At 43.0% G+C, this 21,712-nt stretch carries 21 protein-coding genes and 2 CRISPR repeat arrays; of the genes, 14 read left to right on the top strand and 7 right to left on the bottom strand.

Annotation, left to right across the window (positions count from 1 at the left end):
* Positions 1-52: 52 nt before the first annotated feature.
* On the bottom strand, positions 53-286 hold the full coding sequence (locus B7L70_RS02160) for a hypothetical protein (RefSeq protein WP_081226259.1): 234 nt from the start codon (positions 284-286) through the stop codon (positions 53-55).
* A 63-nt stretch (positions 287-349) separates the two neighbouring features.
* Here B7L70_RS02160 and B7L70_RS02165 point away from each other — a divergent pair, with 63 nt between their 5' ends.
* Positions 350-841: a hypothetical protein gene (locus B7L70_RS02165; protein WP_081226260.1), complete on the top strand. Its 492-nt coding sequence runs from the start codon at positions 350-352 to the stop codon at positions 839-841.
* A 386-nt stretch (positions 842-1,227) separates the two neighbouring features.
* Positions 1,228-2,027: a CRISPR direct-repeat array (repeat unit 25 nt; unit sequence CCTTCTACTCCCTTTAGGGAGATTC).
* 157 nt (positions 2,028-2,184) lie between these two features.
* Here the strand turns inward: B7L70_RS02165 and B7L70_RS02170 are convergent.
* Positions 2,185-2,997, bottom strand: a complete 813-nt coding sequence (locus B7L70_RS02170; protein ID WP_238376048.1) for a CopY family transcriptional regulator — start codon at positions 2,995-2,997, stop codon at positions 2,185-2,187.
* 56 nt (positions 2,998-3,053) lie between these two features.
* On the opposite strand from B7L70_RS02170, the gene B7L70_RS02175 reads away from it, so the two are divergent.
* The 11 genes from B7L70_RS02175 to cas4 all read left to right on the top strand — a co-directional run bounded on the left by B7L70_RS02175 (position 3,054) and on the right by cas4 (position 12,260).
* Positions 3,054-3,398 (top strand): hypothetical protein, encoded by a 345-nt coding sequence (locus B7L70_RS02175; protein WP_081226261.1) that lies wholly within the window; start codon positions 3,054-3,056, stop codon positions 3,396-3,398.
* 10 nt (positions 3,399-3,408) lie between these two features.
* Positions 3,409-4,404: a DevR family CRISPR-associated autoregulator gene (locus tag B7L70_RS02180; protein ID WP_143701495.1), complete on the top strand. Its 996-nt coding sequence runs from the start codon at positions 3,409-3,411 to the stop codon at positions 4,402-4,404.
* 21 nt (positions 4,405-4,425) lie between these two features.
* On the top strand, positions 4,426-5,298 hold the full coding sequence (gene cas5a, locus B7L70_RS02185) for a type I-A CRISPR-associated protein Cas5a (RefSeq protein WP_143701496.1): 873 nt from the start codon (positions 4,426-4,428) through the stop codon (positions 5,296-5,298).
* A complete protein-coding gene (locus tag B7L70_RS02190; protein WP_143701497.1) occupies positions 5,298-6,434 on the top strand; it encodes a hypothetical protein in 1,137 nt (378 codons plus the stop codon). The genes cas5a and B7L70_RS02190 overlap by 1 nt, the downstream gene beginning before the upstream one ends.
* Entirely contained in the window at positions 6,413-8,017 is a 1,605-nt protein-coding gene (cas3, locus tag B7L70_RS02195; RefSeq protein WP_081226265.1) for a CRISPR-associated helicase Cas3', read from the top strand. Before B7L70_RS02190 ends, cas3 begins: the two co-directional genes overlap by 22 nt.
* Before the next feature lie 20 nt (positions 8,018-8,037).
* Positions 8,038-8,712 (top strand): CRISPR-associated endonuclease Cas3'', encoded by a 675-nt coding sequence (locus B7L70_RS02200; protein ID WP_162009072.1) that lies wholly within the window; start codon positions 8,038-8,040, stop codon positions 8,710-8,712.
* A 5-nt stretch (positions 8,713-8,717) separates the two neighbouring features.
* On the top strand, positions 8,718-9,530 hold the full coding sequence (gene cas6, locus B7L70_RS02205) for a CRISPR system precrRNA processing endoribonuclease RAMP protein Cas6 (RefSeq protein WP_081226267.1): 813 nt from the start codon (positions 8,718-8,720) through the stop codon (positions 9,528-9,530).
* An 89-nt stretch (positions 9,531-9,619) separates the two neighbouring features.
* Positions 9,620-10,423: a type I-A CRISPR-associated protein Cas4/Csa1 gene (gene cas4a, locus B7L70_RS02210; protein WP_081226268.1), complete on the top strand. Its 804-nt coding sequence runs from the start codon at positions 9,620-9,622 to the stop codon at positions 10,421-10,423.
* On the top strand, positions 10,416-11,411 hold the full coding sequence (gene cas1 / locus B7L70_RS02215) for a CRISPR-associated endonuclease Cas1 (protein ID WP_081226288.1): 996 nt from the start codon (positions 10,416-10,418) through the stop codon (positions 11,409-11,411). Before cas4a ends, cas1 begins: the two co-directional genes overlap by 8 nt.
* Positions 11,412-11,687 (top strand): CRISPR-associated endonuclease Cas2, encoded by a 276-nt coding sequence (gene cas2 / locus B7L70_RS02220; RefSeq protein ID WP_081226269.1) that lies wholly within the window; start codon positions 11,412-11,414, stop codon positions 11,685-11,687.
* The gene (gene cas4, locus B7L70_RS02225; protein ID WP_081226270.1) at positions 11,688-12,260 is read left to right on the top strand and encodes a CRISPR-associated protein Cas4; all 573 of its coding nucleotides are present in this window, start codon (positions 11,688-11,690) and stop codon (positions 12,258-12,260) included. It begins immediately after the preceding gene.
* Between the two features lie 374 nt (positions 12,261-12,634).
* A CRISPR array of direct repeats spans positions 12,635-13,428; the repeat unit is 25 nt; unit sequence GAATCTCCCTAAAGGGAGTAGAAGG.
* Positions 13,429-13,449: 21 nt separating this feature from the next.
* On the opposite strand, the gene B7L70_RS02230 is transcribed toward cas4, so the two are convergent.
* The 4 genes from B7L70_RS02230 to B7L70_RS02245 form a co-directional block, all read right to left on the bottom strand.
* The gene (locus B7L70_RS02230; protein ID WP_081226271.1) at positions 13,450-13,767 is read right to left on the bottom strand and encodes a hypothetical protein; all 318 of its coding nucleotides are present in this window, start codon (positions 13,765-13,767) and stop codon (positions 13,450-13,452) included.
* Positions 13,768-14,091: 324 nt separating this feature from the next.
* A complete protein-coding gene (locus B7L70_RS02235) occupies positions 14,092-15,636 on the bottom strand; it encodes a hypothetical protein (protein WP_143701499.1) in 1,545 nt (514 codons plus the stop codon).
* Between the two features lie 12 nt (positions 15,637-15,648).
* Positions 15,649-17,400 (bottom strand): AAA family ATPase, encoded by a 1,752-nt coding sequence (locus tag B7L70_RS02240; RefSeq protein ID WP_081226273.1) that lies wholly within the window; start codon positions 17,398-17,400, stop codon positions 15,649-15,651.
* Between the two features lie 196 nt (positions 17,401-17,596).
* Positions 17,597-18,562 carry a phospholipase D-like domain-containing protein gene (locus B7L70_RS02245; protein WP_081226274.1) on the bottom strand — a complete coding sequence of 322 codons (966 nt, stop codon included), beginning with the start codon at positions 18,560-18,562 and terminating at the stop codon, positions 17,597-17,599.
* A 298-nt stretch (positions 18,563-18,860) separates the two neighbouring features.
* On the opposite strand from B7L70_RS02245, the gene B7L70_RS13175 reads away from it, so the two are divergent.
* Complete coding sequence (locus B7L70_RS13175) at positions 18,861-19,112, top strand: hypothetical protein (protein ID WP_162009073.1); 252 nt, start codon at positions 18,861-18,863, stop codon at positions 19,110-19,112.
* A gap of 443 nt (positions 19,113-19,555) precedes the next feature.
* Positions 19,556-20,302, top strand: coding sequence for a hypothetical protein (locus B7L70_RS02255; RefSeq protein WP_081226276.1), 747 nt, complete (start codon positions 19,556-19,558; stop codon positions 20,300-20,302).
* 875 nt (positions 20,303-21,177) lie between these two features.
* Here the strand turns inward: B7L70_RS02255 and B7L70_RS12950 are convergent.
* The gene (locus B7L70_RS12950; protein WP_143701501.1) at positions 21,178-21,459 is read right to left on the bottom strand and encodes a hypothetical protein; all 282 of its coding nucleotides are present in this window, start codon (positions 21,457-21,459) and stop codon (positions 21,178-21,180) included.
* Between the last annotated feature and the right edge of the window lie 253 nt (positions 21,460-21,712).

The raw sequence follows: 21,712 nt of genomic DNA on the forward strand, positions 1-21,712 counted from the left end.
TTCACTATCACGTCAATCATGCTAGTGATTAATCACTCGAGTGTTTATAAGACTAACCATCGCGGTCTTCGCCACAACAGCCAGTGAGGAGTGTTGGGTCGAGTGGCGTTAGTTTCGCCGTGCTTCCCACAGACCATCCCACGTATCGCCCTACGTAGTAAAGCACCAACCATGCGTTCCCCACCTTACCAGCATGCTCACTGCAGAACTTCTTTGCCAACCTCTCGAACTCGTCAGTGTCCCGTGTCTTATGCGGTGCATTAACTAGCGCCTGCGTCGAATACACGATGGTCTTTATCGAGGCATTGGTTTTTAAAGCAGGGCGTAACACCTAAACTGGGTATTCCGCATGGACTATGGTCTCATCGAGTTCCTAGTGGGGATCGTCACCATAGTTGGCTTCATGTACAAGTTCGAGAAAGACACCAGGAGTGAATTAAAGAGCGAGATGAGGAGCGGATTCAATAGGCTCGCCGATGCTATTGACAGTGTTGGTGAGGCTATTGTTGATTACCTCGGCGTGAAGGGCGTCCTAGACCCAAACGAGGCAAGGTTCCTAAGGGCTGTAATCAAGAGCTTAGCCTCAACCATAACCGCAACCAACCCACTCACGGAAGCTGAGCGGAAGAGGCTCCTTGAGCTCGTTGATAAGGACGACCTAACAATCGAGGAAGCCGAGGAACTCTATAGGCTTGCTAGGAAGCTCTATAGGGAGTACATCGACAAGACACCAGACGCATTCGCGGCTTTGCTCTACGCCGCATACAAACGCAAAGAAGCATACATGAAGCATTGGCAAACAACCCAAACCACAAACACCCAATCCCAACCACCACAATAGCCAGCACAGGACACACAGTACCAAAAACCACACCTATGGTGACTAACGCCGACCCCTACAGGAGGAAAACCCAGCCTGTGAATGACCAACCACGGCACCCTTCACGCCGGCTTACATGGGCATGTACCACACCGCCTACCACCACTACGAGCACTACACTCAACTCGCTAAACTCTACAACAGCCCCACGAGGAACTACACAGCAAGTACATAACAACACACAACCACCACCCAAACGAGACAAACCAACCCCTAAACACCACAACAAACACCCCGACACAAACAACCAAATCACGGCTAGCCAACACCACAGGCAGCGACTGACGCTGTAGTCGGCATCGCACTCGTTAACCCAATAACCACGCCACACACCATTAAAGTTTACATATTCTACTCCCTTTAGGGAGATTCCTCTGCATTAGGGTATAGTAATGATGTGTAAGCATCATGCATTTCAGCAAAGTCCTTCTACTCCCTTTAGGGAGATTCACTCAATCTTAAAGAATGCATACGACAACGCAAAGTACCAAGTGGCAATCTCCTTCTACTCCCTTTAGGGAGATTCTGGGATCGGTAAGTCATCACTCAATAGGTACATAATATGTCCGTTGTTCCTTCTACTCCCTTTAGGGAGATTCGTTGATTTCATCATCTTTAAAAGCCACCTTATACCTAACATCCCTTCTACTCCCTTTAGGGAGATTCTTGTCCTACGGCTATTCCACAAACTCGGTTGGATAATTTCGTTACCTTCTACTCCCTTTAGGGAGATTCGTGCAAACAAGGTTTACTGAGGTACAGTCAGTTGCCGTATCCACCTTCTACTCCCTTTAGGGAGATTCCACGGCAAAAAGACTGGTTAGGAATAGTGAGGTTGCTGAAAACGAAAACTCCTTCTACTCCCTTTAGGGAGATTCTCCTAGACCTGGACGATGTTGATGCTGCAAACGAGGTTTTGAGCACCTTCTACTCCCTTTAGGGAGATTCCACCGTTGTCAGCAGGTATAATCACCACGCCTTGGTACGGAAGAGACACCTTCTACTCCCTTTAGGGAGATTCTGCCCTTGATGTTAGACCAATTCTCCACGGCGTACTGCCCTTCTACTCCCTTTAGGGAGATTCTGCCCTTGATGTTAGACCAATTCTCCACGGCGTACTGCCCTTCTACTCCCTTTAGGGAGATTCTGAGTCATTAATTTATAAACTTCTTTATAAGGTTTTCTGGTTCCGTTTGTTGGTCTTCGTTAGAGGGTTTATTCCCTTAGTCGATGCACGACTCGTAAAGCCTCTGACGATCTCACGACTACGATGCACGAAAAACTCTGACGAACAATTCAATTCCTCAATAACGTAGAGACTCTGACGGTTTTTCTACGAGTAGTTGTCCCATGGGTGTTAAGTGCCATCTGTAGGCTTTGCCTGTCGGTTCATAATTCACGAGCCCCTTCCTCCTCAGCTTGATGAGTACCCTCTCTATCGTTGGTAGTGAGATACACTCCTTCCTGCCCTGGCAGTACCTCGCGTTATACTCCTCCTTAATCCTCTTTGCCTTGTTTATGCCATCACCCACGAGTCTCAACACCCTGTACTCCTCCTCCGTCAACTCCGCCATCACGGGCACGAAGGGCCACTCAACAATCCTCTCCACACCCCTAAACAAGGCCCTAATACTCGGGCTCTCCTCCTCAAGCATCGTGAACACCCTATCAACCCTAACACCAACGAACCCACCAACCGTATTCAGGGCAACCGCGAGGAACATGAGGGCCGAGGACAACCACCTAAGCCCACCAGCCATGGCAATGACGACATCGCAAGGAGCATAACTTTCAATGATGCTCCTCAGCATAGCCACGTTAGCCACAAGTCCGAGCTTCGGGTCCAACCACGCATCCCTAACCTCGATACTCAAGCCCTCGAAAGCCTCACCCACGAACTTATGCAATGACTCCATGGTCTCCGTGGGCTGCCTCCTCCTACCCCTAATCACGTTCTCAGGAACAACCCTGGGCTCACTATTCACAAGAATAACCATATCACCATCATAAAGCCCAACACTCACCAACGCAACCTTCGCATTACCCGGATACAAACCAACACTAATCACAACACACCTCCTATTCAACTTCTCCAAAGACGGAGAAGAAACAACCATAATCGGATATGTGAATCCAAGTGAAGTTTAAAAACATAAGCGGGTTAATCACTTGTATGGAAGAAGAGGAGAAGAAACAACAGGAGAGTAAGGAGTTTCTTGGTAATATAATTGACATGTTGGCTAGGCTTGCTTCTGACAAGATGTATGGACCCCTTGATGTTTTAGCAACTACTCCAGATATTTCGGTGGCCCTAGGCTCATTATATAATGCCATTAGATATGCCAAGAGCCAGGGATACACAATACCTAGTGAGGAGGAATTCAATACTTTCGTGGCTATTGCAAAGAAGAATCCCGAGGTCATGAGGGAAATAGCTATCAAGGCTTTAATTAGGGCGGAAAAGATGAAGCAACCACAGCAACAGACACATCAGCCCGAGAAGGGGGAAGGCAAGTAAGGTGATTGACATGGTCTTCGTGTCCTTCGGCTTTAGGTTTAGGGTTAATGTGGAGGCCATGAACATGGTCGAGAGCGTAGGCAACTACGCACGTCACAGGACCGCTCCAATCATTAGGCAAGTGCTTGAGGATGGCAATGTTAGGTATGAGGTACAATTCCTACCCGTAGTAAGCGGGCAATCAGTGGCTAATGCGTATATGAGGGCTTTGACGGATCTCGCCGTTAGTAGGAACATACCAGTTTGTGATATGTGTAGAAGCTACATGGAGTTAGGTGGCTTCCCGAAGAGACCCAATGAGTTGAAGGATGTTGGTGCGAGGATTCAAGAGTGTGCAGTTGAGGACATAACAGGTTTCATGGCTGCACCTCCTGGCGGGGGCCAAGCGGTCAGGAGAACCTCACGTGTCCAATTCAGTTACTTAATTCCCGACGCTGACAGTGCACGCCATGTATCACCAATGCCGCAGTTTCACGTTAGGTATGGAAAAGAGGAGCAGATGATATTTAATGTCGAGAGCGGGTCGGCCATTTATACCTTAATTACTAATATAGACGTTGATGGGATAGGGAGAGTAGATAGTAATAAAATAGTCGTAAATAATAGAAAGGATAGAATCACCTTAGCAATTGAAGCACTCGCATTAATGATCAACGGCGGTTACGTAGGTGCTAAGAAGAGTAGGTACTTCCCACAAATGGAACCTCTGGGCGCGGTAGCTGTAGTTTCACACCCGTACCCATTCGTCGTATCTCCACCTAAGGTAAGACAGGATAGTAACGGCGCATTAGCGCCATGGTATTTAGAAGATACCGTGACGAGAGCCCTCAGATTCAAGCAAATGTTTAACGCAACGGTGAAGATATTCTATCTAGATAATGAATTCAACTGGGTGCCTCAATCCGATGAAGCTAAGAAAATTATTGAACGGGTTAATGACATAAATTCCCTAATAGATAAAGTAAAGAATGAAGTATTAGGGCAAACGAAGGATGGAACTGCCTAAGCATTATTCAAGGTGCTAATCATGCCTGTTAAAAATGAAAACTTATACGTCGTACTAGTAAAGACCGACATCCTCACGTTCTCTGTTTTACCGCCTTACGTATTGTCATCGCAAGCCGTGCCTGTACCTAGCCCATTAACGCTCATAGGCGCCCTGATGTATCCCATTAAGAGGTTTGTAGAAAACGTAATTAGTGAGGAAATATCGATTCAAGACTTAGTTAAAGAGGCATACGAGAGGTGGGGTGTTAGATATGCATTGTTCTGGGTACCACCATACACTGAAGCAACAACCCTCGAGAGAGACCTCGGACTTACGTATCAAAGACCACAACGAGCAAGGTGGCTAACTGAGGAAAATGTCGTAAAGTGCCTAGATTACATAAGTAAAAGAAACAGTGGTATCAAAGTTGAGGATATCGATATAGCATGTAAGAGTTTATACGACGAAGCGTTACAAAATATGTGGGGCGTAAGTTCAAGGTCAATGACCTTTTTCGTAACCCCATCTTACTTACTATACATTACGGATAACAAAAATATAAGCAGATATACGTGGTTAATAACTAGGATTGGGCGTAAAGAGGATATAGCAATTATATATGATGTGGAAATGTACGAATTACAAAAAATGATCATTAATACCTACGATAAATGTGAAACACGATTTTACATACCAGCCAGGTTAATGAAAGGGCGTCCAGAAAATACCACGTCATGGATTTTAAACAATGTAATCAATGGTAATCTCATAAAAGAGGAATTCATAATACCAATACCAATATACAGTGATAAAATACAGTACCATCCCGATCTCGATAATGCAATCATTATTAACCTCCCGATTAACGGATCAAACGAGTGCGTAGTAACACCCAAGGAGGTGATCTTATAATGAGTAAAGATCGTAGGAGAATCTCGAGAAGAGGCTCTGAGTCGAGCGCCGTACTCCTCGATTTAAATAACCTTATGGAATTCAGGCATCTCTCATTTGCGCGGTTTGTTCGATTCGCGATTGTGTATGCGACCGGTGAAGATCCATTTAATAAGCCAATTGATAATCCATTACCAATCCTGGATGATGTTAAAGGGCTTGTCGATAGTTTAATGAGTGATGTAGAGAAGAGATACGAGAAAGTCGGCAATTCCAGGTTGAAAAAAGCAGTCGAAGCTGAAAAAGAGGAGCTCGAGGAAATTCTTACGAAAATAAGTAGTGATCAGGAAGAAAAATTGAATACAAGCTTCTTCATGGATTATGAATTTAAGGAGTATGTAAGGATTTGGGGCGGGCGTGGAAGGGTGGTTCGTGATATCCTTAAAGCACGAAGCTACGTGCTGGGTCTTTACGAACTCGGTATGTATTTAACAAGAATTGCTAGGGGTGAGAATGCATTCCTTCTGGTAGAGCCCAATTACTATCTGCACTATTATAATAAAGTGTTAGATATTGATGGCTTTAGGAAGTTTTATCTCGGTATTCGTGATTTTATGAAATATCATGAGGAAATTCAACGCCAAGGCGGAAATCATAAGTTGGGCGAAACCGCCTTTTTAACGCTCTTGAGTGGACTTGCCATTGATAAATTATTTGAGTTATTAAGAGGTAAACATGGGTACGACCAAATTTATAGCGAAATTATGGATTTAGTAAATAATGGTGCCTTGGTTCTTCATAGGGTTAGTGAAAGTGGAGTTACGACTTATGATTTGACTAACCTAGCTAAAGTAGTTCTAAAAATGAGAGTTGCAGATGCGCTGGCTGACATAGCTAAATCACTTCAAACGTATCATTCTGGTGGTAGGCACGATGTTGAAAATTACGTAGCTAATTTAGCGAACATTATTGGAGGTAACATATTTGCTTACGCAATAGGTAAGGATTTACGCCATATATACTACACGGTTAGGTCGATAGTTGCTGGCTCATTTGATGAAGATATGAATAAAGCCTTAGGTGCTGAAGGGTGGGCTAAGTTAAAATCCAAGTTGTTAAGCATGAAGGTGGTTGCATGGCAGAAAGAATTGCAATAACTGAGGTAATTAATTTATTCGAGAAGGGTAAAAAACACCTTATAATCGAGTTACCAACGGGTTATGGTAAAAGTACGGCGGGTATAAGGTTATACGAGTTAATTAAGAAACTTGGACCTGAGGATAGGATCATTCACGTATTGCCTCTCCGCGCTATAGTTGAGGATTTGGCAAAGAGGTTTAATGGCAAGATTAATGGGACGGTTGCGTACCAAGCAGGTATTCGAATCCTCAATATTAGGAAGGAGCCATTCTTTGATGCAGATTATACGATCACCACCATGGATTCCTTTGCCCATAATTTCTTCAAGTTCCCAATAACGGAGCTTTATAACGAGAAGAAGCACTACTATATTCCATTTACTCGGATTTACGTTTCGAGCGTGATATTTGATGAGGCTCATTTATTCGCCTCTGAGGAGAAGGTTGGTAGTGTATTCCTGACAAGCATTGAGCTTCTTGGGAAGATGGGTAACCCGCTCATAGTAATGAGCGCTACGATTCCACAGAATATTAAGCAAGAGTTGGTCAAGGCCGTTAATGATTTCGTTATTGTTAGGCTTGGGAAAAAGGCTGGGAGTAACGTAAGTAGGGGTAGAGAAATTGTTGTGGAGGATGATGACTTCGTGGAGAAGGTAACTAGAATAAAATACACGCTTGAGTTCATAGAGTATCGGCTTGATTCTATTGTGAAAAAAGCCACCGATCTATTGCAGAATGTAGGTCTAAAACGTGTACTTATTATCCTTGATAATATTAATGCGGTGATGCAGGTTTACCGCATGCTTCGTGAGAGAGGTTTTAACATTGGCGTTATTCACTCAATGCGAACTAGGAGGGAGAGACTGGAAATAATTGATAACCTGCGTAAATATGAGATACTTGTTGGTACTAGCGCGATTGAGGCTGGTGTTGATGTGTCGTTTGATGCATTAATAACTACACCGACTGATGCCCTTGCACTTATACAGCGTATGGGTAGGGTCTGTAGGGATATTAATAAGGAGTGCGAGGGTAAGGTTATTTTAGTAGATGGTTTCGAAAAGAACAATAGGAATTTAGTGGATTATTTGAGGAGGAATAGTAATATTTGTTGGCGAGTACCGTTTGATTTGGATGGGTGTATTGGATATGAGGAATTGATGAAGGACGTTTTTATCAAGCCAATCGAATTAGATAGGAAGTACCAGCAACAGTTATGGAACATATTTAACTTCGTATTTATACCTAGTAACATCTTGGACGCGTTCTTCGAGAGTAAGGACTTTTCACTTGTTAGGGAACCTATTGTTGAGGTTTATACAAAAGGTTTGTCAAACTTTATTAGCGATGCTTATGAAAATATAATCCTTGATTCATTCACAAGCGATCTCGGAAATCTTCAAAGAATAAGTAAGTGCGTAGAAGGGTTGGGCTATATTAAGGTAAGGCGTGATGAGATATTCAGGGAGCAAGTTAACGATAACGACTTAATAAGGGGCTTTATTAATGGGGATGAGAAATCATACAGCAGTTTTATCAAAAAATACAAGGCAGGCCCTATCATAATTTTGAGAGAGAATTGTCTCGGTGAGACTCTATGACTTGTTATGCATATTATCCAATGAAGAATGAGGAAAAGCCTGAAGAGTTTAGTAGGCACTCAATAGACATTGCTGAATATATATTTAAAGACTCGGCATACCTTACGAACTCCGTCATTAATACAATCAGTGCAAGGCTTGGTGCGAGTAAGGACTTGGTGCACGATGCGATCTTACTAGCTGGTTTACTTCATGATCTAGGTAAGGTAGATAAACAATACCAGGAAATGCCAAGCCATGGCTTTAGCAGACATGAAGTTCTCTCAGCAACCGCAATACGCAATATCGCGTTTAAGCTAATTAAGAAAGACGGCATTGAAAATCTTTTTCTTGATTTATTGACGTTTCCAATACTTCTTCATCATTATGCACAGGCTGATCCTTACAAGCACGCTCATTATATTATAAACATGAAAAAGGAGAGGATTGATGTATATAAAGATTGTATTGATCAATTAAACGAGGTTATTAACTATGGGCTTACTCATGTACAAAGTGATCTTGGCAAGAAAATAATGCACGAATTAAAAAATAAATTAAGTAAATTTGAAATCGAAATATTTTTAGATAAAGAACTCAAGAATTTCTTACTCAGTAATGTATTCTATCCACATAAGCCGGCAATAATGGCAATAGCCGGTTTGTTGAACGAGGCAGATGGTACGGTAGCTAATAAAAACAGAAATATACGGTGACTATAGTGCTTGGTGTTGGTTTGGTTGTTAGGTTTGGCGTTGATTGGGAGGTTGTTTTTGGTTCTTGGTGTGGTCGGTTTCTTAGTAGGCTTGTTGGTGAGGTTCTTGAGGGTGTTGGTGTCAGGGTTCCTCATGGTGCTGTGAAGCCTTTCTCGGTTAGTCCCATATTCGATGTTGGTGGTCGTGTTGTGAATAGGCTTGTCCCTGGTTCTGCTTATTGGTTTAGGGTTTCGTTTGTGTGTGGTTTGGTTGATTGTGGTAGGGTGGTTAATGCCTTTGTTCGTGATATGTATGTGCTTAGTAGTGGTGAGGTTGTTAGGGTTTTTGGTGTAGAGGTTCATGAGCTTAAGCTTAATAACGATGTTGGCGGTAGGGCTGTTGTTAATTGGGGTGTTGAGTTCTGGCCCACTGTTTTCACCTTCAGGAGTCGTTACATAACTTGGCCGAGTCCTGCTAGGTTTTTGTCTTCGGCTGCTCGTTCCTTGGTTGGTCTTGTTCGTGGTAGTGAGGTTGTTTTTGATAGGGGTGGTGATTGGCTTGGTGGTGTGATTAATAATGTTGATGTTAAGGGTTTTGTTAGGGATGTTGTGTTTAATACGGAGGTTGTTGGTTTTAGGGTTAGGAGGTTGAGGGTTGGTTTGGGTGGTGGTAGGGTTATGCCGGCTTTCCGCGGTGTTGCGGAGTACGTGACTTACACGGAGAATGTTGGTTTGTTCAATGCCTTGCTCAATGTTGCGGAGTTCTTCGGTGTTGGTAAGAATAGGGCCCTCGGCTTCGGTTTCATTAAGATCGTTCACCGCGATGTTAAGCCCCTGTAGTTTGTTCTCATTCTTTTGATTTTCTTCTCAATTTATTGATTTGTTTATCTAGATTGAGAATAAAAGTTTGCTTGCCTTCATTGTTTTGTATGGTCTTGCCTAGGTGGGTTTGGGATTATGTGAGGGTTACGATGGAGGGTGGTTCGTATGCGGAGGTTAGGGGTTGGTTTAGGGATGCTGTTGCGCCTAGGCATGGTGTTAGACCTAGTGTTTCCGAGGTTACGTCACCCTGTTCCACAAAGCGTGATGTTTACCTTAGGCGTGTCGCTAAGGTAAACATTTCGAGTAGCGATATCTTGGTCTTTGGTAGGCTTGTTCATGAGGTCTTTCTGGCTCCGTTTAGGTACGGCTTCTCCTCGTTTTCCGAGCTTGATTCATTATTTAACAAAGTAATTAATGATTATGGTGATGTTGGTGCTAGGCATAGGGATGCGTTGTATGAGGTTTTCATGAAAGCTGTGGGTTTGGCGTTGCAGGTGCGTGAGGAGGGTGTGCCGGTTAGTGTCGAGCCGTTGATACCTGGTGCGTTAATTGGATTCTCCGACTTCGTGAGGCCTGACCTTCTCGTTGGTTTTATACCTGTTGAGATTGTGAGTTCGTTGCCGGGTAATGACGATTCGTCAATGGGTAGGAAGGATCTGGCGATCGCTGCTTACGCGCTCGCTGTTGAGGCTTGGGTTGGGCATCCGGTGGATATTGGTGTTGTGCTTCACATAGGCGTTAATGGTGGTGTTAGGTTTGTGTGGAGGGTTGTTAGGGTTGATGATGGGTTGAGGAGGGCTGTTCTTGACCTTAGGGATTACGTTGCTAGGATAATTGAGCATGGCGATGACCCAGGCGTGGCTGGTAATTGCCCGAAGACGTGTCCATTCTACGGTGTTTGCCATGGTTGAGGTGTTATATGTAGTCGAGCCTGGGACGAGGATTGGCGTTAGGAAAGGCTCTGTGATAATTGTTGGTAGGGATGGTAAGGTTGGGGTTGCACCACCCAATATCGAGTCCGTAATCATAGCCTCATCGAGAGTTTCGATATCGTCAAAGGCAATTAGGCTGCTTGCATCCAGGGGGATCAATGTGACCTTCCTGGACCCAATGGGCCACCCAATCGCGATGCTCTTCCCACCTGTCGTTAATAAGACTGTGCTCACTAGGGTTAGGCAGTACGAACTGTTCCTAAGTAAGGAGGTTAGGCTTGAGTTGGCTAGGAGGATCGTTGGTTGCAAGATTGAGAACCAAGCCAGGTTAGTTAGGTACTTGGCTAGGAATCGCAGTGAGACCTCGCTTAACGAGGTCTCATACATGCTCTCGTCAATGGCTGCACAGTTGATGAATGCTAAAATCCAGGACTTAACCACAGACGCAATAATGAGTGTTGAGGCTCAAGCCGCAAACAAGTACTGGGACGCCATAGCAGTATTCCTACCGCAAAACCTCGGGTTCCATGGTAGAAACCCTGACTCTGTAGATTCCATGAACGTTGCCCTCAATTACGGTTATGGAATTCTCTACTCAGCGGCCGAGAAGTATCTACTCATGGCTGGTCTCGACCCATACCTCGGTGTATTACATAGTTTAAAGAGCGGTAAGCCATCCCTGGTCTTCGACTTTGTCGAACCCTTTAGGCCAATTGCTGTTGATAAGCCCTTGGTCATGGGCATTGATGGTTTAGGTATTAAGCTGATCAATGGGCTCCTCGATTACGATAGTAGGAGGGTTATTGCGAAACTCGTGCTTAATAACCTAGATAGGGAGTACGTGAGCCAAAGGACACGTAGAAAGGCCCCCTTAATTGAACATATAAAACATGAGACTTGGTACCTCGCATCAATAATTAGGGAGGGCTCCATAAGCGATTACAAGTGCTTCACCTGGGTGTTCTAGATGTTCGTCATTGTATCCTACGACATAACCGATGACAGGAGGAGGATTGAGATAATGAATAGGCTCAAGTCCATGGGCTTCGTGAGAGTGCAGAGGAGTTTATACGTCGCAAGGGGCGGGAGAGCTCTAGCGAAGGATGCCGCTAGGGCGATAAGTAGGTTGATGGGTAGGGAGGATTCCGTGGTAATACTCGTGGTGGACAACCAAACCCTGAGCAGCGCAATAAAGTTAGGCACGGCACAACTAAACATACCCAATGAACCACTGGTGATTTAAATGGACTACATACCAATAATCCTCGTTAAGGAATATGCGTACTGCCCAAGGCAGGCATACCTAAAGGCATTAACCATGTGGGAACCACCGACGGAGTCCATGAGGTACGCAAAGGATAAGGCAAGCACTGAGAAGCTTCAGGAGATCCTGAGGAGTAGTGGGTTTGATGGTGAGATAATCACCGAGGTCCCCGTTAAGTCTAGAAAACTCGGTATAGTGGGTAGAGTGGATGCCGTGCTGATTAAGAGGGGCCACGCATTCATTATTGAGTCTAAAATCTCAACCGTGAGTAGGAGGGGATTGTTCACGAGGTATAATCACGTATTAATACAGGCCGCGGCCTACGCATTGGCTGTTGAGGAAACCATGAAGATGACGGTGGACGGCGTAATAATCGTAAACCCAGAACAGGGCAAAGCAATTGCCATTAAAGTCACACCCAACCTAAGAACCCAAGTTGTGAAGTTAATCATGGAACTAAGAAGGCACCTAGAAGAACAAAGAATGCCCACGAAAACAACGAACAAGGCCAAGTGTAAGGCGTGCTATTATAGTAAAAACTGCCCAGACTAAGCCCTTCCAAAGAACCAAGTACCTAGCTGGATTCTAAAACCTCAAACTATACCTATTATTTTCACTTAACTCACAAACAACGCAAAAAGCAACGTTTTTGATTAATCCTAGTGAAATTCACACAAATAGCCTAAACATCACATAACTACGTCATTAATAACGACATCATTTAGAAAAACTGAACGCAAAACTACCGTCAGAGGCTCTACGATATTGAGGAATTGAATTGTTCGTTAGAGACTTACGAGTATCGTGATCGTCAGACCGTTAGAGGCTTAACGAGTCGTAACACGATTAAGCGGATAAACCCTCTGATGAAGGTCCGTAAACGGGTATGGAAAAGCTTATAAGGAAATTTATAAATTAATGACTCGGAATCTCCCTAAAGGGAGTAGAAGGATTACCGAACGATTGTAATTGCTGTGCAAGCCATGATTCCAATTGTGAATCTCCCTAAAGGGAGTAGAAGGATCACGAAGAACGTGAGGGGTGGTTTGTGATGGTTGGGGCCAGGAATCTCCCTAAAGGGAGTAGAAGGCAGTTACACGTTGATTGACTTGTTAATTCCAACAATGCCCTAACATAACGAATCTCCCTAAAGGGAGTAGAAGGAGGGAGAAGCCACTAACCGTTACAACGTATGAGGGAAATGCAAAGGAATCTCCCTAAAGGGAGTAGAAGGACGCAATACCCAAACAATTCTGATCGTACTTAGACAGGCAGTTGGAATCTCCCTAAAGGGAGTAGAAGGCGTGCGATAACAGTCCAATGCCCAGACCCACAGAAGTGCCTCCAGAATCTCCCTAAAGGGAGTAGAAGGTTGATTAGCAATTGTATTTGGGCGTCGGGTGATACAGTGCTTAATGTGGAATCTCCCTAAAGGGAGTAGAAGGACAACCACTTTTCAAGCCCAGGTGGCGTGTACTCAGTCCAAGCACCAGAATCTCCCTAAAGGGAGTAGAAGGATCCCAACACTGCTTGGGATCCACACACATGTACCTACCGTTCACCTGAATCTCCCTAAAGGGAGTAGAAGGCTTTTGTGTCTTTAGGTCTGTACGAACCGGCGAATAGTGGAATCTCCCTAAAGGGAGTAGAAGGAAGAATGGACAGCAAAGGTATGCAAAATGGCAAGCCAAGTATGAATCTCCCTAAAGGGAGTGGGTAGGTTGTGGGTTTCTGTGGGGTGTTAGCATGTTATTTTTCTTTCGTATCTGTTTCTCTTGAATATGCCTGTTATGTTGCAGTTTCTTAGTAGGGCTAGGGTTAGTGGTAGTGTTGCGGCGCCTATTTTTCGTTCAATTACCTGCCCTCTGTACTCTCTATCGTTCTGAACCCTACCTAATTCCTGCATTATGAAGTTTATTACGTCGTTCTTCACGCCTCTTCTTTTTCTGGCTAGGTTTAGTGAGTTTGTTAGTACGTCTTCGTAGAAGCTAATGCCTGTTCTATAGCTCCTCCCACCACTACCTAGTTGGTAAGCTACGTAAAGCATTATGCATGGCACGCCCAGGAACCACTCGGAAGGTACTTCGCCACATAGTTTGCCTATATCCCCGGTGAATGCCTCGCGTTTTGCTAAGTCTCTGATGGTAGAGTTAAGGCGTGCCTGTGTTATTTATAATGCGGTAACTTAAAGCATAGGATCTCCTTAGTATGCTTGGCATGCTTTCCAGGGCTAGTCTTCATTATCTACGCAAATTGGTTCCGCCTTGCTAAATACATCGTCGAACCTAATCACGCAGTGTTTAACTGCATTGCTACTTAACTCATTAATAATTTTTATTAATAAAATCCTGATGTCACCGTTAGCATTGCCATAATCAGAAATTTACATAAGGAATGGTTTAGTGAAGGCGTTGAGGTGCGTCTCTAAGGATCTTGAGATTACCTCATGAAAAGCAACTTTTAAACTGGCAACGCTTTTGTCAGGGTTTCCAGGTTTGACTTTAATAACCCATAACTCAACCTCTCCCAACAATCCACCTCGGCTAATGAACCTATATATTTTTGGTTCATCATTGTTTGATAGCATTATAAACATACCAATCGCTTTTACGTCACTACTTAGTTGCGGCGCGATCCCGACAATGTACGCCATCATCCTCTCAACATCGCTCATATCCAATTTAAATTTATATTTAGCATCAACCACAAGCCTTGTCCGACCAAGCTCAATTACGTAATCCGGCCTAAGGCCATCCCTCCTTAGAATCTTTTGATTCGTTAATTGCCTTATCAAATCATTGCGATGGGTTATGTTGTAGTGGATCCTAACATTATTTCCATTTCCCAGCCCTATTGATACACCGCCGGGCTCGGAATGCAAAATTTCGATATTGTTAGCATTTACATCGAATGCCCTAAGTAATAGGCTCAATACCCAAAGCTCAAACACCTTACTCGTAGGTACCAATAAGACGGAACCCCACGACAACGACTTAATCCCAGCCAACCTAGCAATGTACGCCCTATACAACTCGGCAAGGGTTCTAAGCCACGTATTACCACCACTAAATCTCTCGGTCTCACTTATTATTTCTTCATCGTCAATGCCTACTCTCAGCGCGTGATCTATATACATTGCTAATGGCTCAATGCTTAAGATGGCCCTATGGCTTCTTATCAATTCATCAATTCTACTAATCGATGTTATACTACTTATTAACCCCCGCAAATCGGTATCCTCCACACCACTTAATAATTCCCTGAGTCTCATCAACCTAGTAAGAAGTTTGTAATGAAACCTCACCAACATTATTATTGGCGGTAAGGCATGGATAAGAGTAGCCTTTTTAGATGCAATCAACGGTTTGCCCATTAATCGCAACGCGGCGGTCCTAGCTACATCAACCTTCCCAAATTGTCCCTGACTAATTATTAGCCTGTACTCAATAATCCCTGGTAAAGGTTCGGAGAGGGCCGCCTCGGTATACTTAATGACTAATGGGCTGTATAGCAGATCTATCACGTAATCCTCAATATTGGGTAATAGATTTCTTAAGCCAAAGGCTACGAGCTCGAGATTACGCAGGGTTTCGAGGAGTTGTACGACTTCCTGAACCATCTTATTAAAGCCGTCCCAACCGACCTTGGGTTTAGTAATGATAAGGATCTCGTGTTGGTCGCACTTCCACTTAAATGGGATAATCCACTGCCCTACATGCACATGATCATTAACTACTAATGGAGGGGGAGACTCTATCCTAAACCTCTCCCTTATATATTCAATTACTGGTTCAATATTGATGATGGAGTTCTTAAACTCGTCGTATACAGGCTTTACGCACTCCCTGCTAATATTTTGACTTTGAAACATACTTCTAAGGTCATTCAGGCTGTAACGTTTATCTTCATCTAGGGCCACCGAGATCATAACCTCAACCCTTCACGGAACATCCTCACCCCTAGCCAACCTCTCAAACAATTCTGACGTCCTTCTCAAGCCCATATCCCTGAATTCTTTAGATAGCGCGTTTAATGCATCGCTTATCTTTTCACCCTTACCCTCAATCACCTCAATACCCATCTTCTCAGCCCTAACCCTATTAACCAAAACACCTAATTGAGGTATAACATATGATGCTATAGCTTCATCAATTAACGAAACAACGTGCTTAAGCGCCCAATCCCCATCGAGTAGTAAAGCCGCAACAAGAAACTTGATGGCGTCAGAGGCAGGGCCCTCGGTAACCTCCACACCAAAATCGTGCAATCTATTATTGATTATGCACACAATACTTAACAATAAATCATACAGATCGAGATCGCCCACCTTCAATACATCATCAAGCGACTTATCCTTCAATGTCGAATGAATCGTCCGATCAATTACTGCAAAATCCCCTTGACCCTCCCGAGATAGCTTAAGGCTATTTTCAATAATTTGCCTGTTGATACTTTCCTTAAGGTCGCAATTAGGATTAAATTTCTTTTCATTTATAAACTCCCTTATTTTATTTATATTATTCGAACCCTCCTCGAATTTCAAATCTCTCCTCATTTCTACTATGGCGAACCTCCTAAGTAATGCATAGCCCAGCTTAAACAATAATGCCCTATCGTAACTATTCATGGTGGCAAGAACCCTAAACGAGAAAGGCACAAACAACCCATCTTCAATCAAAACATCCTTGAACCGCTCCGGCAATTCATCGCCTCTCAATAACGGTGTATCACGCCTATGCTCAACATCAAGCAATGTGAAAAACTGTACAAAGGCCAAGTCAACATTAGCTCTGTTTAACTCATCAATGATCAGAAATACAGGACGCCCGAAACTCCTAATCTCACGCCAGGACCTAATTATCGCATTAGTTACAAAACCAGGTCTGAACTCACCTCTCACGGTAACACCACCAATCGTATCGAACGAAGTCCACTCGGGATTACCCGTGTACAGGTCATACTTAACTCCAACATCATCGCAGAACCTCTTAACCATGGTCGTCTTACCAGAGCCAGGAGGACCAATCACAATAACATTCTTACCAGCCACCAGGTGAATAAGCATAAGAGCCTTAAGGTGACCGTAAGGATCAGACCCATTAACTAACCTATTAAACGTCTCCAATAAATCCACACAACTAACTTCACCCACTGAGCCTGCACTTCCACCGCCAATCTTAATGCACCTCTCTTCAAGGAACCTATGCAATTCATTATATGTATTCTCATCTATGGGCTTTATTGAGCCGGAAAATGGTTTGTATGGCAAATCTTTCCTGAAATTCTGGTAATATTGGCCCCAAGCCTCGCATTTTTCTCTACTTCCACCAGCACATCCCTCAATGTTATCCCATACCTGGGTATTATTCTTCTCCACGCATAAATACTCAACCTCTATTTTCACCCTAAGCGGCCAATAATCACGATAATCATTCTTCTCATAATCTATAGGCCAGAATCTTTCATTACTAACGTATTTTTCACGAACAAAGCCCCCAAGCACCATCGCACTAACGGGTCTCGTTACATAAAGAAAGGCGTAATCACCCCTATCAATATCACAATAATCTCTCTCCAACCTCTTATCATTTCCATGAAAACCCCATATGAAGTATCCACTTTTGCCCTCCCTAAACTTAATTAATGAAGATGCCACATTAACGGCATCACCCTGAAACACATAGTATTTCATGCTAATTCTACGTACATCTAAGCCAATATTTAAAAGTGTCCCTTAGCATATTCTCAATTTAATAAAATAAAAAGCGCAAACAAATAAGGCAGGATAATAAAGTAAGATAATATAAGGGCTAAAAGTAAATTGATTCAAAACAAATAGGCAACATTGCGGTTAAATATGCTGTGATTATTGAGGTTATTGTAAGCCTTTAGGGATGGATAATTTGTTCCTTATATTCTTTATCGTTTTTAATTTTAGCTAGTTCTTGTTCTATGAAATTGGTTGCATTTTCAATCTCCTTAATCTTTCTAGTCTTATTGAGGGATTCCTCAAGCACGTCTTCGTAAAAGCTTATACCGCTATTGTATGTCCTCTTCTCAAGGCCTAGTTCGTAAGCTGTATAGATCATTATACAGGGTATCCCAAGGAACCATTCGGATGGGGCTTCATGGCATAATTTGCCTAGTTTCTCAATATGTGCGTTCTTGCTTATTTCTGTTCTAAATGCTTGTTCTGGGAGTGTGTTGCCTTGGGTGAGTCTCCTTAGTTTGTTGTAGATTGTGTTTATGCATTGTTTTCTATCTTCCTTATCTGTGCTCTTGCATTTAATCAATGCGTCCTTATTTATGCCTAGTAGTTTGAGTGCTTGGTGTTCGATGTGTATTATTTCGTTCCTAGTTATGGTTACTTTAACGTTTTTATTTATTGATTGGAGGAGTGCTAGGTCGTTTTGCGTTATTGGTCTTGATGCGTTCCATATTGTGTTGAATATCTTGAGCAACTGCTCGTAATAGCTATCCGTTACCTCGCCCTTGAGCATTACGTCAACCTCGAAATTAACCGTGAGTCCTCTCTTCGTTAGGTTTGAGGAGCCTATTAGTGCTATGTAGGCATTATTGTTGTGCATTATGTATAGCTTTGCGTGTAAATCGTCGTAGAGTCTAGGTTCTATCCTGTGATTTACTAACCAGTTATACGCCTTCTTCGTGATGTTGCTGGTGACTAGGTAGGACTTGTCGCTATTGGTTAATGGGTCCTTTATGATCATTAATCCGTTACTGTTTACGAATGCTGTTGCTATGTCGACCTCGAATCCTCTGGTTTTGAATAAGTTGTGAACTTCCTTAATTAGAATTGATGGTATATCATCATCTCTAGTTAAAATTCTTATCACACCATACCACAATATGAACCTCTTATAAAATTAAAGGATACATGAACCAGAAAAAACCATAAAACATACAACCAACACACAGAGACACCACAGGAAGAAGTACGTACACTGCTTATTCAATTTCCTATTTTAGATTTTCAATCACAACTTTATTCACTCCTTATAAAGACACTAGGACTGAGACTTCGAGGCGCTTTCCGTCCCTTCTTTAGCTCCCTGATCCCTAGCTTCGCCTTCGGAATTCGCGGATCTGCTGAGTGCGTCCATTAGTGCGTGCATTATAACTAGGGTCTGCGCCATGGTTATGGTTAAGCCGAGGGATATGGCTAAGAAACATGTGGCGAAGGGTGTTTGCCGCGTCACGAGGAGGTCTGCTACTGATAGTAGGGAGAGGAATACGGCGACGAATATGAAAAGTAAAGCCCTCCTAGTAGCCTTAATAATGGCTATGAGCCTCCCATTCCCCCTATCACGCCTCGATATAACCCAATTACCCAGAGTAAACATGATCGAGATCGAGGATAATATCGCGGTAAACAACATGGAATAAAGAGTAAACAACGTATTCACTCCTATATTTTTCAACACTTGATAAAACAGAATATTCAACAAACCCCATAATGATAATATTAGGTATGACGAAACTAATAGCATGAAATCACGGAAGTTATTCCCATCCATAAGGCATGTATCCCTCTCAAAGTCAATCTTATCCATGAGATTCACGAGAAACTGTACATAGAAAAGCCATGACAAAACTAACATAAATAATAATACCCCTGAAATATTTGGATTTATAATAACGATCATAAAATTAGGGAGTGTGAATACGGAACCAATTAACGCAAGCCCAATCGCTATACAGTAGTAAGGCCAAAGCAAACGCCATAAACACCGCTTAGGCAAGTATCGCCTAATTAATTTAAGCAATGGCAAATCCATTGCTGAGGAATTGTAATTAAATTATTTAAATCAAATGGATTATTTGCTGCAGTGCGTCTTGGGTTTGTTGTTGCTTCCCTACTCGCCGTGTTGCTGACCTACACCGCCCTTTACTGGGCTTCGCTAGCCATAGTACCGAAACCGCTCATTGCCTACTGGGCGTCGGTGAACACCACCGGGCTTAAGCCGGTCCTCAACATGCCCATGCTAATCATCTACCTAACCTCGCCATTCAATGCCTACGAGGCATTGATGTTCCACTACCCACCCTGGCTCTACTTCATTGAGTCCGTGGTCGTGCCCACGGCAATACTCGCCACAGAGGTCATAATTGCACTGTGGACATCGGAGTACGTGTTGGGTAGGGTAGTCCTTAGTGAGTCGTTTTTAATTCAATCCTTCGCCTTAGCATTTGTTGCGTCGTACATGACATCGCTCATTGCCTGGGTTGGTGGTGGTAAACCGAGCATTGGCACATCGATATACACGGAGTACGTGTTTGCGGCAACCGTTTACGTCGCCATAATGTCCACGCGGGACTTGCCCAGGCGGTTGGTGGTTTCGAGGAATACGCTCGCTAGGGTGTACGTGGGTGCCGTGATCACTGCAATCGCCATGCCTGCGTTGGTGGCTGCCTACCTAGCCGCCGAGCTCCTATTCAAACCACCAATACCAACAACACACATAGCAGGACTAATACCCACAGTAACACTATTAGTGATATACCACAAACTCGCAACCACGAGTAAGGCACAGAAACACCGAGGAACAAGCCAGACCCATGAAGGCCTAGAATAAATAATCAAAACCCACAAAAAGCAAGTAAAGGGAAGAAACAACGTGGCAGAGCAAGGCAAAGTAGGAAATCGAGAAAACATTTTGGGATTTAGGTCATGGATCAGAAGAAATTGGGACGTACTTGTGCTATTACTCATACTACTGGCGTCTTCGGTTTATTTTACTTATTTGACAATAGAGATTTTCCTATATTTACCTCAGAAATTAGTAATAATAATGGTTTTAATTGTGATTTCCGAGTTTTCGCTCGCTATTTATGAAACGATTTTTATAATACGAAAGATAAAAAATAAAAAAGTGATTCACATAACGCAAAAAATAAGGAGAATTATATTAATAATAATAGTATTGTTACTTTACTTTGCTTCTTTCGTTATAATTTTCTTTCAATCAAGATTCGTTATTTTTCCTATTTTCATACTTGGCTCATTTCTAATAAAGATTTTTCCCTCAGCGTACTGGCTTCAGCATTGTTATGGAATTAATTATTACTGGTTTTGGATTAATTTCGCGAACGTAACCGAGATCCGTGAAATACTTGTACAAGAGTTCAATCAAATGAATATACCATTTAATGAAACTACGATCAATGTAACAATAGAGTGGATACGTAACCTTACAAATTATGCACAAGAATTTTCGGGAATATCCGTTGCTTCTACCTCTGTAGTGGGCTTCATAGGGCTTTACCTCATACTTTCTTTCTCCCCTTCACTTATAGCTAATTATTTCCTATCAAGGAGACTCGTATGCGATAATAATGATGTTAAGAATGATGTTAAGAACGATTTATGCATTAACGTGTTGAATCAGTTCTTCTTGGTTCACTTTTTTAGATGGTTTTTACTTTATATGGTTACCTTTAGTTTAATCATTTACTTCTCGCTTATTTTCCTCATTACTTCCGAGTACATCTCGCTTGTTTTGATGATTGTTACTACGTTCTTGGTGATTATTGTTGAATTTTTCGTATCCCGTGAGGATACGGCTTCCCGTGAGAATATGGCTCGCGGACCCTTTGTGGGTCCTCTCGTTGCAAGTATCATAGCGGCACCTTTCTTTGCATTGATGGTTTTTATGATAGCCAATGTCTTCTTACCAAGTACCTGCTTCGCCATTGTTTCTAACACAAACATAGGCTCTTTAATGAACTCCATCGCTTCCTCTTATGCATTATTGTTAATTCTTGCCGCTATTTTTGGCGCCATCCCCTATGCATCTACGTTATGGGCTATTCAGTACCACTATGAGTGCTCATGCCCACCTGCTAAGAAGCAGGGTAAGCAGCGGAGTAGTGCTGGTGGTTCGAAACTTCTTGAAGAGATGTAGTTTCTACGTGTTGTAAAGATGAGTCCCGTCAGGTCGTATGGGATATGCCCGAAGGCCTGGAGGCACGCCTTTGATTGATAA

Source organism: Vulcanisaeta sp. EB80 (assembly GCF_002078205.2).

What these genes read in the sequence shown, in the direction of transcription:
- B7L70_RS02165 (WP_081226260.1), top strand. Translation starts at nt 350, where the DNA reads ATGGACTATGGTCTCATCGAGTTCCTAGTGGGGATCGTCACCATAGTT.
- B7L70_RS02170 (WP_238376048.1), bottom strand. Translation starts at nt 2,997, where the DNA reads ATGGTTGTTTCTTCTCCGTCTTTGGAGAAGTTGAATAGGAGGTGTGTT.
- B7L70_RS02175 (WP_081226261.1), top strand. Translation starts at nt 3,054, where the DNA reads ATGGAAGAAGAGGAGAAGAAACAACAGGAGAGTAAGGAGTTTCTTGGT.
- B7L70_RS02180 (WP_143701495.1), top strand. Translation starts at nt 3,409, where the DNA reads ATGGTCTTCGTGTCCTTCGGCTTTAGGTTTAGGGTTAATGTGGAGGCC.
- cas5a (WP_143701496.1), top strand. Translation starts at nt 4,426, where the DNA reads ATGCCTGTTAAAAATGAAAACTTATACGTCGTACTAGTAAAGACCGAC.
- B7L70_RS02190 (WP_143701497.1), top strand. Translation starts at nt 5,298, where the DNA reads ATGAGTAAAGATCGTAGGAGAATCTCGAGAAGAGGCTCTGAGTCGAGC.
- cas3 (WP_081226265.1), top strand. Translation starts at nt 6,413, where the DNA reads ATGGCAGAAAGAATTGCAATAACTGAGGTAATTAATTTATTCGAGAAG.
- B7L70_RS02200 (WP_162009072.1), top strand. Translation starts at nt 8,038, where the DNA reads ATGAAGAATGAGGAAAAGCCTGAAGAGTTTAGTAGGCACTCAATAGAC.
- cas4a (WP_081226268.1), top strand. Translation starts at nt 9,620, where the DNA reads ATGGTCTTGCCTAGGTGGGTTTGGGATTATGTGAGGGTTACGATGGAG.
- cas1 (WP_081226288.1), top strand. Translation starts at nt 10,416, where the DNA reads ATGGTTGAGGTGTTATATGTAGTCGAGCCTGGGACGAGGATTGGCGTT.
- cas2 (WP_081226269.1), top strand. Translation starts at nt 11,412, where the DNA reads ATGTTCGTCATTGTATCCTACGACATAACCGATGACAGGAGGAGGATT.
- cas4 (WP_081226270.1), top strand. Translation starts at nt 11,688, where the DNA reads ATGGACTACATACCAATAATCCTCGTTAAGGAATATGCGTACTGCCCA.
- B7L70_RS02235 (WP_143701499.1), bottom strand. Translation starts at nt 15,636, where the DNA reads ATGATCTCGGTGGCCCTAGATGAAGATAAACGTTACAGCCTGAATGAC.
- B7L70_RS02240 (WP_081226273.1), bottom strand. Translation starts at nt 17,400, where the DNA reads ATGAAATACTATGTGTTTCAGGGTGATGCCGTTAATGTGGCATCTTCA.
- B7L70_RS13175 (WP_162009073.1), top strand. Translation starts at nt 18,861, where the DNA reads ATGGTTATGGTTAAGCCGAGGGATATGGCTAAGAAACATGTGGCGAAG.
- B7L70_RS12950 (WP_143701501.1), bottom strand. Translation starts at nt 21,459, where the DNA reads ATGGAGTTCATTAAAGAGCCTATGTTTGTGTTAGAAACAATGGCGAAG.